Source organism: Microbacterium jepli, from assembly GCF_047237905.1.
In the GTDB taxonomy this organism is placed as follows: Bacteria; Actinomycetota; Actinomycetes; order Actinomycetales; family Microbacteriaceae; genus Microbacterium.
The window spans coordinates 304,858-319,173 of sequence record NZ_JBDFLW010000005.1; the positions used below are offsets into that span (position 1 = coordinate 304,858).

13 protein-coding genes are annotated in these 14,316 nt (G+C 71.2%); 10 read left to right on the forward strand and 3 right to left on the reverse strand.

Going from position 1 to position 14,316, the window contains the following annotated elements; genetic code table 11:
• Nucleotides 1-88: 88 nt before the first annotated feature.
• Genes ABC304_RS05720 through ABC304_RS05730 form a run of 3 tightly spaced genes read left to right on the forward strand, consistent with a single transcriptional unit; the run spans nt 89 to nt 3,587 of the window.
• Nucleotides 89-1,819: a circularly permuted type 2 ATP-grasp protein gene (locus ABC304_RS05720; protein ID WP_412929477.1), complete on the forward strand. Its 1,731-nt coding sequence runs from the start codon at nt 89-91 to the stop codon at nt 1,817-1,819.
• Nucleotides 1,813-2,745 carry an alpha-E domain-containing protein gene (locus ABC304_RS05725; protein WP_412929479.1) on the forward strand — a complete coding sequence of 311 codons (933 nt, stop codon included), beginning with the start codon at nt 1,813-1,815 and terminating at the stop codon, nt 2,743-2,745. The genes ABC304_RS05720 and ABC304_RS05725 overlap by 7 nt, the downstream gene beginning before the upstream one ends.
• Nucleotides 2,742-3,587, forward strand: coding sequence for a transglutaminase family protein (locus tag ABC304_RS05730; RefSeq protein ID WP_412929481.1), 846 nt, complete (start codon nt 2,742-2,744; stop codon nt 3,585-3,587). The genes ABC304_RS05725 and ABC304_RS05730 overlap by 4 nt, the downstream gene beginning before the upstream one ends.
• A gap of 27 nt (nt 3,588-3,614) precedes the next feature.
• Here ABC304_RS05730 and ABC304_RS05735 read toward each other — a convergent pair whose 3' ends face one another.
• The 3 genes from ABC304_RS05735 to ABC304_RS05745 all read right to left on the reverse strand — a co-directional run bounded on the left by ABC304_RS05735 (nt 3,615) and on the right by ABC304_RS05745 (nt 6,678).
• Nucleotides 3,615-4,625, reverse strand: a complete 1,011-nt coding sequence (locus ABC304_RS05735) for a LacI family DNA-binding transcriptional regulator (RefSeq protein WP_412929482.1) — start codon at nt 4,623-4,625, stop codon at nt 3,615-3,617.
• Between the two features lie 62 nt (nt 4,626-4,687).
• Nucleotides 4,688-5,842, reverse strand: coding sequence for a Gfo/Idh/MocA family protein (locus ABC304_RS05740; RefSeq protein ID WP_412929483.1), 1,155 nt, complete (start codon nt 5,840-5,842; stop codon nt 4,688-4,690).
• On the reverse strand, nt 5,839-6,678 hold the full coding sequence (locus tag ABC304_RS05745) for a class I fructose-bisphosphate aldolase (RefSeq protein ID WP_412929484.1): 840 nt from the start codon (nt 6,676-6,678) through the stop codon (nt 5,839-5,841). Before ABC304_RS05745 ends, ABC304_RS05740 begins: the two co-directional genes overlap by 4 nt.
• A gap of 148 nt (nt 6,679-6,826) precedes the next feature.
• Between ABC304_RS05745 and ABC304_RS05750 the strand changes: the two genes are divergently transcribed.
• The 7 genes from ABC304_RS05750 to ABC304_RS05780 all read left to right on the forward strand — a co-directional run bounded on the left by ABC304_RS05750 (nt 6,827) and on the right by ABC304_RS05780 (nt 14,316).
• Nucleotides 6,827-7,837, forward strand: coding sequence for an aldose 1-epimerase family protein (locus ABC304_RS05750; protein ID WP_412929485.1), 1,011 nt, complete (start codon nt 6,827-6,829; stop codon nt 7,835-7,837).
• 117 nt (nt 7,838-7,954) lie between these two features.
• Complete coding sequence (locus tag ABC304_RS05755) at nt 7,955-9,088, forward strand: hypothetical protein (protein WP_412929486.1); 1,134 nt, start codon at nt 7,955-7,957, stop codon at nt 9,086-9,088.
• The gene (locus ABC304_RS05760; RefSeq protein WP_412929487.1) at nt 9,085-10,506 is read left to right on the forward strand and encodes an FGGY family carbohydrate kinase; all 1,422 of its coding nucleotides are present in this window, start codon (nt 9,085-9,087) and stop codon (nt 10,504-10,506) included. Before ABC304_RS05755 ends, ABC304_RS05760 begins: the two co-directional genes overlap by 4 nt.
• Before the next feature lies 1 nt (nt 10,507).
• Nucleotides 10,508-11,341 carry an ATP-binding cassette domain-containing protein gene (locus ABC304_RS05765; protein WP_412929488.1) on the forward strand — a complete coding sequence of 278 codons (834 nt, stop codon included), beginning with the start codon at nt 10,508-10,510 and terminating at the stop codon, nt 11,339-11,341.
• Nucleotides 11,338-12,420, forward strand: a complete 1,083-nt coding sequence (locus tag ABC304_RS05770) for an ABC transporter permease (protein ID WP_412929489.1) — start codon at nt 11,338-11,340, stop codon at nt 12,418-12,420. Before ABC304_RS05765 ends, ABC304_RS05770 begins: the two co-directional genes overlap by 4 nt.
• A 61-nt stretch (nt 12,421-12,481) precedes the next feature.
• A complete protein-coding gene (locus ABC304_RS05775; RefSeq protein ID WP_412929490.1) occupies nt 12,482-13,480 on the forward strand; it encodes an ABC transporter substrate-binding protein in 999 nt (332 codons plus the stop codon).
• A gap of 68 nt (nt 13,481-13,548) precedes the next feature.
• Nucleotides 13,549-14,316, forward strand: a complete 768-nt coding sequence (locus ABC304_RS05780) for an SDR family oxidoreductase (protein WP_412929491.1) — start codon at nt 13,549-13,551, stop codon at nt 14,314-14,316.

Below are 14,316 nucleotides of genomic sequence, written 5' to 3' on the forward strand. Positions count from 1 at the left end.
AAGCCTACGTCCGCCACCCTGCACGTGGCCTGCGGACGGCCCGCACGCGAAACACCTCGGCAACACGGCCGGAGATAGGCTCTCGTCCATGGGCGATCTCTTCGACGGCTACGGCTCCACGCTGTCCCCTCGCAAGACCGCCTCCGGCGTCCCCGCGTTCGACGAGATGTTCGCAGTCCCGGAGCATCCCGGAGCCCCCGCCCGGTCCCGTGAGGCGTATCACGAGCTCTATCAGGCTCTCGCGCAGATGACGCAGGAGGAGCTGCGGGGGCGCACCGAGTCGCTCGCGAGCTCCTATCTGGCGCAGGGCGTGACGTTCGACTTCGCCGGCGAGGAGCGGCCCTTCCCGCTCGATGCGGTCCCGCGCGTCATCACGTACGACGAGTGGGCGCGCGTCGAGTCGGGCGTGAAGCAGCGGGTGCGCGCGCTCGAGGCGTTCCTCGACGACGCCTACGGCCGCCAGCACTGCGTGCGCGACGGCGTGCTGCCCGCCAAGCTCATCGCCTCGTCGCAGTACTTCTACCGGCAGGCCGCCGGCATCCACTCCGCCAACGGCGTGCGCATCCAGGTGTCGGGCATCGACCTCATCCGCGACGAGAACGGCGAGATGCGGGTGCTCGAAGACAACGTCCGCGTGCCCAGCGGCGTCAGCTACGTCATCTCGAATCGTCGCGTGATGGCCCAGACGCTGCCCGAGCTGTTCGTCTCGATGCGCGTGCGGCCCGTCGGCGACTACCCCAACAAGCTCCTCGCGGCGTTGCGCGCGTCCGCCCCGCCCGGGGTGGAGGAGCCGAACGTCGTGGTGCTCACGCCCGGCGTCTACAACTCCGCCTACTTCGAGCACACGCTGCTCGCGCGCCTCATGGGCGTCGAGCTCGTCGAGGGCCGCGACCTGCTGTGCGCCGGCGGCAAGGTGTTCATGCGCACCACGACCGGCCCCCGCCGGGTGGACGTGATCTACCGCCGCGTCGACGACGAGTTCCTCGACCCGCTGCAGTTCCGTGCCGACTCGATGCTGGGCGCTCCGGGGCTCATGCTCGCCGCCCGGCTGGGCAACGTCACGATCGCCAACGCCGTGGGAAACGGCGTGGCCGACGACAAGCTGCTCTACACCTACGTGCCCGACCTCATCCGCTACTACCTGTCGGAGGAGCCCATCCTCAAGAACGTCGACACGTGGCGGCTCGAGGACCCGGGCTCGCTCGAGGAGGTGCTCGACCGTCTGCCCGAGCTCGTCGTGAAGCCGGTGGACGGCTCGGGCGGCAAGGGCCTCGTGGTGGGGCCGGATGCCTCGCCCGCCGAGCTCGACAAGCTCCGCGCCACCCTCAAGCGCGATCCGCGCGGATGGATCGCGCAGCCGGTCGTGATGCTGTCGACCATCCCCACGCTCGTCGCGGACGGCATGCGTCCGCGCCACGCCGACCTTCGGCCGTTCGCCGTGAACGACGGCGAGGACATCTGGGTGCTCCCCGGCGGCCTCACGCGCGTGGCGCTGCCGGAGGGCGAGCTCGTCGTCAACTCCAGCCAGGGCGGCGGGTCGAAGGACACCTGGATCGTCGGCGGCGCGGCCCCCGGTCACGTCGAGTACGGCCAGGGCTCGGGGCTCGCCGGGCTCGTCGCCGACCAGGCGGCCACCGTCACCGAGGCGATCCCGATCATCTACGACGGCCAGCCGCCGCCGGCGCACTCGCCGCGCGATCCCGCCCGCGGCGATCGCGAGCAGCACGAGCAGCAGCAGCAGGAGCACGCGCGCTCGATGCCGCACACCGCCCAGTCGGAACAGCAGCAGCAGGTGTGCGAGGAGGGGACGTCATGCTGAGCCGCATCGCCGAGAGCCTCTTCTGGATCGGCCGCTACATCGAGCGCAGCGACGGCACCGCCCGCATCCTCGACGTGCACCTGCAGCTCCTGCTCGAGGACCCCTGGATCGACGAGGACACCGCGTGCCGATCGCTGCTGAGTGTCATGGGCTCGTTCCCGTCCGACCCCTCCGCCGCCGTGCGCCGGGAGGACGTGCTCGCCCGCCTGGCCGTGGACCGCATGAACCCGTCGAGCATCGCCTACGCCGTCACGGCCGCGCGCGAGAACGCCCGCCGCGCGCGTGAGATCGTGTCGACCGAGCTCTGGGAGACGCTCAACACGACGAGCGCCCGGATGCCGCGGCGCCTGCAGACCGACAAGGTGCACGAGTTCTTCCAGTGGGTGCGTGAGCGCGCCGCGCTCGCCGTCGGCATCGTGGACTCCTCCACGAGCCGCGACGAGGCGTGGCAGTTCTTCACCCTCGGACGCAGCATCGAGCGCACCGACATGACCGCCCGCCTGCTGGCGACGCGGTCGCTGACCGAGGCCTCGGGGCCGTCGTGGACGACGATCCTCCGGTCGTGCGGCGCGTACGAGCCGTACCTGCGCACCTACCGCGGCATGCCCAGCGCCCGCAACGCGGCCGAGTTCCTGCTGCTCGACCGGCTGTTCCCGCGCTCGATCATCTACTCGATCTCGCGCGCGGAGGACTGCATGAGCGCCATCGACCCCCGCGCCGACCGCGTGGGCCACTCCAACACGGTGCTGCGGGCGCTCGGTCAGATCCGCAACGACCTGGAGTACCGCCCGATCGGGGAGATCCTCGGCGAGCTGCCGCTGCACATGCAGCGGGTGCAGACCGTCACGCGCGAGGCGTCCGAGGCCATCCGCGGCCGCTTCTTCCCGACGCAGGCCGAGCCCAGCTGGATCGGGGAGATCTCATGAAGCGCCTTCGGATCGAGCACTCCACCGGCTTCAGCTACAAGGGCGACGTCACGGCCTCGTACAACGAGGCGCGCATGCTCCCGGTGTCCACCGACAGCCAGTTCGTGCTGAACTCCTCGCTCGACATCGAGCCGTCGACGTCGGTGAACCAGTACGTCGACTACTTCGGCACGCGCGTGGCCGCCTTCGACGTGCTGTCGCCGCACGCCGCCCTGCAGATCACGGCCAAAAGCCTGGTCGAGGTGCGCCCGCGTCCGCTCGAGCACCTCGACATCACGTGGGACGGACTCGCCCGCGAGGCGGAGCGGTCGCTCGAGACGGTGGAGCAGACGAGCCAGACCGGTCGCACGCGCCCCCACCCGGAGGTGGTGGAGCTCGCCCGCTCGATCGCGGCGCAGCACGAGCAGCCCGGGCGCGCGGCGCACGCGATCGCGGAGGCGGTCGGCGACGCCGTGGAGTACATGCACGGCATCACGGGCGTTCACTCCACCGCGAGCGAGGCCTGGGAGGCGCGCAAGGGCGTCTGCCAGGACATCGCGCACATCGCGATCGGCGCCCTCCGCGAGGTGGGCATCCCCGCGCGGTACGTGTCGGGCTACCTGCACCCCCGGCCGTCGGCCGAGGTCGGCGTCGCCGTGACCGGCGAGTCGCACGCGTGGGTGGAGTGGTTCGCGGGGGAGTGGCAGGGCTTCGACCCCACGAACAACATCGAGATCGGCGACCGTCACGTGCTGGTCGGCCGCGGTCGCGACTACGGCGACGTGCCGCCGCTGCGGGGCGTGTACGCCGGGCCGTTCAAGAGCAATCTGAACGTCAAGGTCACGATCACCCGCGAGGCCTGACCCGCGACACGCGGGCATGGCCTCGCGTCACCCGCGGGGCGTGACCTCGCGGCCGCGATCCACCAGCCGCGTGGGCAGCAGCACGGTGGTCGGCTCGACGCCGTCGGGATCGACCATGCGCTGCAGCAGCAGCTCCGCGGCCCTGCGGCCCAGCTCGCCCGCGTCGTAGTCCACGATGCGGATGCGCCGCGGAACGAGGCGCGACAGCTCGAAGTCGTCGAAGCCCGACAGGGCGATGTCGGCGTCGGCGGCCACGATCGCCTCCAGGGCGCCGATCGTCGAGCGGTTGTTGGCGCAGAACACGGCGGTGGGGGGCTCCGCCGAGGCCAGGAGCCGGGTCATCGCCTCGCGCGCCGCCTGCGGGGTGTGCATCTCGGCCACGACGAGGCGCTCGTCGAGGGCGCGGCCCGCGGCGGCGAACGCCTCCTCCACGCCCGCGCGGCGCTCGACCATCGTGAAGATGTCGGGCTTGTCCAGCAGCACCGCGATGCGGCTGTGGCCGGCGGCGAGCAGTTCGGTCAGGGCGGCACGGGCGCCGCCGCGGTTGTCGAGGAGGAGCTCGTCGGCCCGGATGCCGCGGGCCGGACGGTCGAGGAACACGACAGGCGTGCCGCGCTGCACCTCCGCCTGCAGGTAGGTGTGGTCGGCCGCGGTCGGCACGACGATGAGCCCGCCCACGCGGCGCTGGCAGAGGTCGAGCGCGAGCGTGCGCTCGGTCGCGGCATCCTCCTCACTCGAGGCGATGATCAGCTGCATGCCGCGGCCGACCGCGACCGCCGAGGCCGCGGCCGCGATCGTCATGTAGAAGGTGTTGGTGAGGTCCGCCGAGACGAAGCCGAGGGTGTCGCGGCTGCCGGAGCGGAGCGACGCCGCCAGCGCGTTGCGGTGGAAGCCGAGCTTCTCGGCCGACGCGGTCACGCGCGCGGCCAGTGCGGGATCCACGTGCGGCTGCCCGTTGACGACGCGCGAGACGGTCTTCAGGCTCACCCCCGCATCGGCGGCGACGTCGACCATCGTCGGGCGACCGCTCTTGCGCATGGTGCTCCTCCCCGCAGGACCGCGTGGAGGGCGAGCCGCGGCATCCATTGTCCCGGATCGCGTCAGGACGCCGGAGCGACCAGCCGCCCCTCCTCGTGCGAGACGGCGGCCGCGTCGAAGATGCGGTGGGTGAGCGCGGCCTCCTCAGGGCGCACCGTGCCGAAGCGGTCGCCGAGGTCGCCGGTGAGCTCCGCCAGGAACGCGGCCCACATCTGCAGGATCGCGTCGGAGAAGCCCGACTCGAAGTTCGCGCCCGTGACCGTGGGCCACACCGACTGGCTGCCGGCGTCGATGCTCTGCCACGACTGCTCGCGCCCGATGCCGGGCACGTCGACGATCGCGAACACCTCGACGGCCTTCGGGTTCTTCGTGCTGAAGCGCACACCGCCCGACATGCCGACGGCCTCGAACTCCCAGGTGTTCTTCTGTCCAGGAGCGATGCGCTTGGTCTCGGTGGTGAGCGGGAACGGCGCACCGTCGTGCGTCGCCCAGCTGTGGATGACCGCGTTGTCCCAGGTGTCGCAGGGGGCGGGCTCGCCGTCGGGACCGGGACGCTCGGTGACGATGTCCTGGAGCACGCCCTGCAGGCGCTCCGGCGCCCAGCCCAGGCGCAGCGGCACGTGCCACGTGTGCATCCCGAGGTCGTTCATGACGCCGGCGTCGCCGCAGAACTGCTTCTGCCGCTTCCAGTTGAGGGGCTTGTCCACATCGATGTCGCTGGAGTGCAGGAACGAGCAGGATGCCTCGACGATGCGTCCCAGCGCGCCGGAGCGGATGTAGTCGACCGCCCACTGCGCCCCCGGGAAGAACGGCATCTCGCTGGAGACCCGGACGAATGCGCCCGGCGTCTCGTCGATGGCGGCCATCACGGCGTCGGCCGCCGCGCGGTCGATGCCGAACGGCTTCTCGGCCAGCAGCGCCTTGCCCGCTCGGACGGTGTCGACGTAGAGCTTCTCGTGGAGGTCGTGCCGCACCGCGATGTAGACGACGTCGATGTCGGGGTCGGCCAGCAGCTCGGTGTAGTCGGTGGTCTTCATCCGGACCGACTCGATGCCGTCGAACCACTCCATGGCTGCGGGGTTGATGTCGCAGACGGCGACGAGGCGCGGATCGGCGGGGTGGTCGATGAGGGCGGGCCAGCGACGGAGCGCGGCGGCGATCTCGCGACCCATGAGGCCTCCGCCGATGATGCCGATGTTGAGGCGACGGGCGCTCATGCGGCACCGCCGACGAGGGCGAGTGCCTGATCGACCGAGGCGTCGTCGTGGACGACGGCCATGAGGGCCGCGGTGATGCCGGCGGGATCCGGATGCTGGATGACGTTGCGCCCGTACACGATGCCGCGCGCGCCCTGCGCGAGGACGGCGGTGGTGCGCTCGAGCAGCGTGCGGTCGTCGACGCGGCCGCCGCCGCGGACGAGCACGGGGGTGTCGCCGGCGGCCTGGATCACGCGGTGGTAGTCGGAGATGTCGTCGGTCGGGTCGGCCTTGATGAGGTCGGCTCCGAGCTCGCGCGCCTGGCGGACGAGCGTGACGATCTTGGCGGTGTCGCCGTCGACGCCGTACCCGCCGGAGCCGGGTTTGGTCTGCATGACGAGCGGTTCGATCATGAGCGGCATGCCCCAGCGCTGGGCGTCTGTGCGCAGGGCCAGGATCGAGCGGATGCACTGCTCCCGCACCTCCGGGTGGCCCGGCAGGTCGAGCAGGTTCACGCACACCGCCACGGCGTCGAGGCGCACGGCGACCTCGATCGCGTCGGGCACGTGGATGCTGTGCAGCGGCGACTCGAGCGGATCGCCGTAGACGTTGGCGATGTCGGTGCGCATCACCAGGCCCGGCTTCTGCTTGCCGGGGATGGACTGCAGCAGCGGCGCCTGTCCGAGCGTGAGCTGGATGGCATCGGGTCCCGCGGCGACGAGGGTCGAGACGGTGGCCGCCATGTCCTCGATGCCGGTGATGAACGAGTGCTCGTGGAAGGCGCCGTGGTCGACGGCGACGTCCAGGGCGCGGCCGGACCGCGCGTTGAAGAGCCGGTTGAGGCGGTAGGTCGACATCGATGTGCGCTTCCTGATCGTGGGGGCGTGGATGCGCCGATGCATCCGGGGACAGTATGCAGACTTTGAGACAACGTTGTCAACGAGCGATCGCGCTCGGCTCCGCTCCGGCCCGCCCGGCTGTCCGCCCGCCTGCTACCGTGACGCCATGACGGCGGAGCTGTACGGCAGGGCGGTGCCGGACGCCCTCCGGCGGATGGGATCCTCGGCGCAGGCCCTGTCGGTCGAGTCCTTCACGCGGACGGACGGACCGGATGCCGGAAGTCGCCGCATCCGGATGGTCAACGGCCCGCTCTCGGTCGAGCTCCTGCCCGACCGCGGACTCGACATCGGCCAGGTGCGCGCGCACGGCGTGCCGCTGGCGTGGATCTCGCCGACCGGGTTCCCCGCGGCATCCGTCGACGACGCCGACGGCCGCGGCTGGCTCCGTGCCTTCGGGGGAGGGATGCTGGCGACCTGCGGTCTGCGCAACGTCGGGCCGGCGAGCGACGACGGCGGGGAGCGGCATCCGATGCACGGCCGATACGTCTCGCTGCCGGCACGGGTGGTGCGCGCGGAGGCGACGGCCGGGGAGGTCGTGGTGGAGGCGGTGACCCGCGAGACCGCCGTCTTCGGCGACGACATCGAACTGCGTCGCCGCATCAGCATGGCCGTCGGCGAGCCGGTGCTGCGGGTGCGCGACGCGCTGGTGAACCGCTGCAGCCGGACGGTCGAGCCCATGGTGCTGTACCACCTCAATCTCGGCTGGCCGCTGGTGGACGAGGGCACGCGGGTGACGAGTCCGGCGACCGCCGTCGTGCCCCGCGACGCGGAGGCCGCGCGCGGTGCCGGCAGCTGGGACGTCTTCCCGGCACCCGCCGAGGACTACCCGGAGCAGGTCTTCTCGCACGTCCTTCCGCCGCGGCAGCCGGTGGAGGTGGCGGTCGCCGCGCCGTCCGGACTGACGGTGCGGGTGCGCTTCGACACCGCCGCGCTGCCGGGTCTCTTCCAGTGGCGCGTGGCCGAGCAGGGGCACTACGTGCTCGGGATCGAGCCCACCACGACTCCGACGATCCTCGGCCGCGCCGATGCGCGGGAGCGGGGACTGCTGCGTCCCCTGGCGCCGGGGGAGGAGCTGGCGCTGGGTGTGGACATCGCGGTGGAGGGTGCCGCGCACTGAACGCGGATGTATCGGTCGCGTTTCGATAACGGTGCTTGACAACGTTGTCCCGTAGCGCGCAGGATGATCGGCACCGGGCAGAAGGTCCGGATTCACGGCGATGACAACGATGTCGAGGTGGCTATCGATGACGCAGACCATCGCGGACCCGCACGCCCCGGTGTGCGCCCTGACCGGAGCACCCTCATGATCCCCGTCGTCCTGCCGCCGAATCCCGTGCAGCACTTCTACCGCGGCGGCGACCGCATCGCCGCCCTGCGCGGCATCGTGCCCGAGACCGACCACCAGCCGGAGGAGTGGCTGGCGGCGACCGTGTCGCGCTTCGGCGATCCCGTCACGGGTCTGGCGGTCACCGGCGACGGCGCGCTCCTGCGCGATCTCGTCGCCGCCGAGCCGGTCGCGTGGATCGGCGAGGGGCAGGGGCGGGATGCCGCGGACGTCGGCATCCTCGTGAAGCTGCTGGATGCGCGCCAGCGCCTCCCCGTGCACGTGCACCCCGATCGCGGCTTCGCGGCCCGCCACCTCGACTGCCCGTATGGCAAGACCGAGGCGTGGTTCGTGCTCGACACCGAGCAGGACTGCGCCGTGTACGTCGGCTGGAACCAACGGATCGACCGCGACGAGCTCGACCGCCGCCGCGACGATCAGGACAGCGAGTGGATGCTCGCCCACATGAACCGGGTCGTGGTGCGCGAGGGCATGGGCGTGCTCGTGCCCGCCGGCACCGCGCACGCCATCGATGGCGGCATCTTCGTCGCCGAGGTGCAGGAGCCCACCGATTTCTCGATCCTGCTGGAGTGGTCGGTGACGACCTCCACCCGCGAGGAGTCGCACCTCGACCTCGGCTTCGACGCCGTCATGCCCGCCGTCTCGACCGATCACCTCACCGAGGCGGAGCTCTCCGCCCTCATCAGCGGCGCCGGGACGCGCCCCCCGGGGCGGTCCTTCCGCGCCCTGCTGTCGGCATCCGCCGATCCGTACTTCCGGCTGACGGATGCCGCGGCCTCCGGCGGTGCGACCGAGCAGCGCCCCGCGGGCTTCGGCGTGGTGCTGGTCACCGACGGCGAGGGCGCCCTGGTCGGCGCGCGCGAGCGCATCGACGTCGCACGCGGTCAGGTGCTGGCCGTCCCGCACGCCTTCGGCGACTGGCACGTCGAGGGCGACGCGACCGTGCTGCTGGGCGAGCCCGGCGCGGGCTGGCCCGCGACCCTCGTCGCCCCGGGCGCCCCGGGCGGGAGCGGCATCCGGTGAACGAGTACGTCGCGGGTCTGGACATGGGGTCCACGAGCATCAAGATGCTCGTGGCCACCCTGGCGGGCGAGGAGGTGCTGGTGGTCAGCCGGCGCTCGCCGTGGACCAACCTCGAAGGCGGTCGCGCCGAGATGTCGCTCGACCGGGCGCTCGATGTGGTGCGGGAGCTGGCCGCGGAGGCGGACGGCCGACTCGCCGCCGACGGACCCGCCTACCGCATCCTCGCGCTGGGCATCTCGGGCATGGCCGAGGCCGGTGCGCTGCTGGACGCCGCCGACCGGCCGGCCGCGCCGATCATGGCCTGGTTCGACCCGCGCGGCGCCGAGGAGATCCTTGCGACGCCGGCCGCGTTCCGTGAGGAGTTCCCCGGCCGCACCGGCCTTCCCGTCGGTCCGCTCGCCTCCATCTCGAAGCTCCTGCACCTGCGCGGTCAGGGCATCCCGCTCGAGGGCCGCACCTTCCTCAACGTGCCGGAGTCGATCGTGCGCGGGCTCGGCGGGCCCCGGGTCGCCGAGTTCTCGCTCGTCTCGCGCACCGGCCTCATCGACCAGGACGACAGCTCGCCGTGGGACGCCGCCCTCGAGGTGCTCGGCGTCGGCGGCGGCATCCTGGGCGAGCGGGTCGGGGCCGGGACCGCCCTCGGACCGCTGACCGATCCGCGGATGCCGGCGGGCTTCCGCGGTGCGGCGCTCACGGTCGCGGGGCATGACCACCTCGTCTCGGCCGTCGCGGCGGGCGCCACCGACAGCGGCCAGATCTACGACTCGATGGGCACCGCCGAGGCGCTCGTGCGGGTGCTCGACGAGACGCTGCCGTTCGCCGCGCGGGAGCGGCTTGCGCTCGCCGGCATCAACACGGTGCGCCACGTGCTGCCCGGCAAGCACGTGCTCCTCGCGGGCACCAAATCGGGATTGCTCATGCGCCGCGTGCTGCAGCTGCTCGGCATCGGCGACGAGAGCGGCCGCGCCGCCCTCGACGCCCAGGTCATGCAGATGCCCGTCGGCGGCTCGCTCGCCCACGGCGGGGTGTCGGTGGACGGCGCCCGCAACGACGACGGCGTGCTGAAGATCGTCGCCGACAGCGACGGTCTCTCACCCGCGGAGCTGTTCACCGCGGCCCTGCTGCACGGCAACGACGTGTGCGCCGAGCTGATGGGGGTCATGGACCGGGAGGTCGCCCCCCCTACCTCGACCCTGCTCACGGGCGGCTGGTCGAGCATGGCCGCCGTCGTGCGCGCTCGGGAGCTGGTGCTGCCCGCGGTGACGGTGTCGACCCACGACGAAGGCACCGCGTACGGAGCGGCGCTGTTCGCCGCCTACAGCGTCCGGCCGGACGCATCCCACGACTTCGACGCGGTCGCGTCGACCTTCCTGGCGGGCCACTCGGGTGCCGCCGCATCTCCTGAGAGAAGAGGCTGAAATGGCTGTTCCAGTGCTGCAGGCGCGGGGTCTGTCTCGTCAGTTCGGGCATGTGCGGGCGTTGAACGAGGTCGACTTCGAGGTGTACCCGGGCGAGGTCACCGCGCTCATCGGCGACAACGGCGCCGGCAAATCCACCCTCGTCAAAGCCCTCTCCGGCAACCTCGCCGTCGACTCCGGCACGATCCTGTTCGACGGACAGGAAGTGGACATGTCCACCCCCTCGGCCGTGTCCGCCCTCGGCATCGAGACCGTCTACCAGGACCTCGCCCTCGCCCCCCACCTCGACCCCGTCCAGAACATGTACCTCGGCCGCGAACTGCGCCGCTCCGGGCTGGGCGGCGCGCTCGGGTTCATGAAGACCAAAGAGATGGCCGCCGCCTCCCGCGCCGCGTTCGACGACCTCGGCGCCACCGTCCGCTCCCTCACCTCCCCCGTCGGAGAGATGTCCGGCGGGCAACGCCAGGCCATCGCCATCGCCCGCGCCGTGCACTGGGCCTCCCGGGTGGTGTTCCTGGACGAACCCACCGCCGCCCTCGGCGTCCGCCAGACCAAGAACGTCCTGGACACCATCCGCCGCGTCAGCGACAAAGGCATCGCCGTCGTGTTCATCTCCCACTCCATGCCCCACGTCATCGACGTCTCCGACCGCATCCAAGTCCTCCGCCTCGGCACCCGCGTCGCCAACATCAACGCCAAAGACACCTCGATGGAAGAACTCGTCGGACTCATGACCGGAGCCGTCACCCGCAACGCCGACGCGACGCCGCCGGCCGACCTCAGCCCCGCGGGCGACGTCGTGGAGACCGAGACGCCGAAGGAGGACGGACGATGAGCACCACCAAACCCGCCACCGAGACCGTCGCCATCGGCACGCTCGAGGAGCCCAGGACGGGATTCCTCCGCGGCCTGCTCCGGGCGCAGGCGTTCCAGATCCTGCTCGTGCTGCTGGTGATCATCATCATCTTCAGCGCGCTGGCACCGGACACGTTCGCGCAGTGGTCGAACTTCCGGCTGATCATCCAGAACGCCTCGATCCTCGCGGTCCTCGGCGTCGGGATGACCTACATCATCATCACCTCGGGCATCGATCTGTCGATCGGCTCCGTGCTGGTCTTCTCGGGCGTCGTGTCCGCGCTGACCATGCGCGCGCTGGGCGGCGAGGGCTGGGGTGTCGCGACCATCGGCATCCTGGTCTCGATCGCCTCCGGCATCGTGTGGGGGCTCTTCAACGGCTTCCTGATCGCCAAGGGGAAGATCCCGCCGCTCATCGTCACGCTCGGCTCGCTGGGCATGGGTCTCGGCTTCGCCCAGATCATCACGGGCGGCGTCGACATCCGCCAGGTGCCGTCCGTGCTCACCGACTCGATCGGCTACGGCAACATCTTCGGCACGATCCCGATGATCTCCGTCATCGCGCTGGTCGTGGTGATCATCGGCGGCATCGTGCTGCACTTCACGCGGTTCGGTCTCCACACCTTCGCAGTGGGCTCCAGCGAGATCGCGGCGCGGCGCGTGGGCGTCAAGGTCGACCGGCACCTCATCGCCGTCTACACGCTGTCGGGCGGACTGGCCGGCCTCGCCGGCATCCTGTCGCTCTCGCAGTTCTCCACGACCGCCATCGCGGGCCAGTCGCAGACCAACCTGAACGTCATCGCGGCGGTGGTCATCGGCGGCACCTCGCTCTTCGGCGGCGTCGGCACGATCTTCGGCACCGTGGTGGGCCTGTTCATCCCCGCGGTGCTGCAGAACGGCTTCGTCATCACGGGCGTGCAGCCCTTCTGGCAGCAGGTCGCCGTCGGCGCCGTGCTCATCACCGCCGTCTACGTCGACCAGGTCCGCCGGTCGGCGGCCATGCGCGGCAACTCCCAAGGCCTCTGGCGCAAGTTCGTCAGCGGGGGCCGCCGCGGGTAGTCCACCCGCTGCCGGCCCACAGCAACACACCTGTTCGATCCAAGAGAGAAGTGGAATCACGATGAAGTGGAACAAGAAGGTCCTGGCCGTTGCGGTGCTGGGCGCGTCGGCGTCCCTCGCGCTCGCGGGGTGCGCGGGCGGGTCATCCGGTGGCGGGTCGTCCGCCGGTGCCGGCGGTGACGGCGGATACAAGATCGCGTTCGTGCAGGGCGTCGCGGGGGATGAGTTCTACATCTCCATGCAGTGCGGCATCGAAGCGGCCGCGAAAGACGCCGGCGCCACCGTCACCACCCAGGGCCCGGAGAAATTCGACCCGACCCTGCAGAAGCCGATCGTCGACGCGATCGTCGCATCCAAGCCCGACGCGCTGCTGATCGCCCCCACCGACGTGTCCGCGATGGAAGCACCCATCAAAGCCGCCGCCGACGCCGGCATCAAGGTCGTCCTGGTCGACACCACCCTGGAAGACCCCTCCATGGCCGTCTCCCAGATCTCCTCCGACAACAAGGGCGGCGGAGCAGCCGCGTTCGACGCGATCAAGGAAGCCCACCCCGAAGGCGGCAAGGTCCTCGTCGTGTCCGTCGACCCCGGCATCTCCACCACCGACGCCCGCGCCGAAGGCTTCGAAGACGCCGTCAAGGGCGACAGCAAGTTCCAGTCCCTCGGAGTGCAGTACTCCCACAACGAACCCGCCACCGCCGCGGAGATCGTCACCGCCGCCCTCCAGAAAGACCCCGACATCGTCGGCATCTTCGCCGCGAACCTGTTCGCCGCCGAAGGCTCCGCGACCGGCGTCAAGCAGGCCGGCAAAGACGGCTCCGTGACCATCGTCGGCTTCGACGCCGGCCCCGCCCAGGTCCAAGCCCTCAAGGACGGCACCGTCCAGGCCCTCGTCGCCCAGGAACCCGGCACCATCGGCAGCGACGGCGTCGCCCAAGCCCTCGCCGCCCTCGACGGCGGCACCCCCGAAGCCACCATCCAGACCGGCTTCACCATCATCACCAAAGACAACGTCGACGGCGACGCCAAAGACGCCGTCTACCAGTCCAGCTGCGGATAACACCCACCGCATCCCCGGTGGCCGGAACCGCGTGGTTCCGGCCACCGGCCTGCTGTGAAGGACACCCCATGAACTTCCCCGACCTGGCCGGGCGCACCGCCGTCATCACCGGCGGCGCCCGCGGACTCGGCTACTCCCTGGCCTCGGCACTGGCCCGGCAGGGCGTCTCGATCGCCCTCCTCGACCTGCTGCCGGAGGTCGCGGCATCCGCCGCCCGCCTCGCCGATGAGACCGGCGCCGCCACGACGTGGGCGACCGTCGACGTGACCGACGCGGCATCCGTCGACGCGGCATTCGCCGCCGCCCGCGAGACGCTCGGCACCGCCGACATCCTCCTGACCGCCGCGGGCATCACCGTGTGGGGCGATTCCGCCGAGGTGGAGCCGGTCGCATGGTCGCGTGTCATCGACATCAACCTGAGCGGCACGTTCTACGCGGCGCAGAGCTTCGCCCGCGCGCTGCGAGCGGAGGGACGCACAGGATCCGCCGTGCTCGTCTCTTCGATGTCGGGCCGCATCGTCAATGTGCCGCAGCACCAGGCGTCGTACAACTCCTCGAAGGCGGCCGTCGACCAGCTCGCGAAGTCGCTCGCGGTGGAGTGGGCGCCGGACATCCGCGTGAACGCGATCGCCCCCGGCTACTTCCTCTCCGACATGACCCGGCAGTTCACCGAGGCGAACCCCGAGCTCGCCGCCGACTGGACCGCGCGCATCCCCGCCGGCCGCATGGGCGAGCCGGCCGACCTCGACGGACTCGTGCTGCTCCTGGCGTCGTCGTCGTCCTCGTACATCACCGGACAGAGCCTCGTGATCGACGGCGGCTACACCGCGATCTGA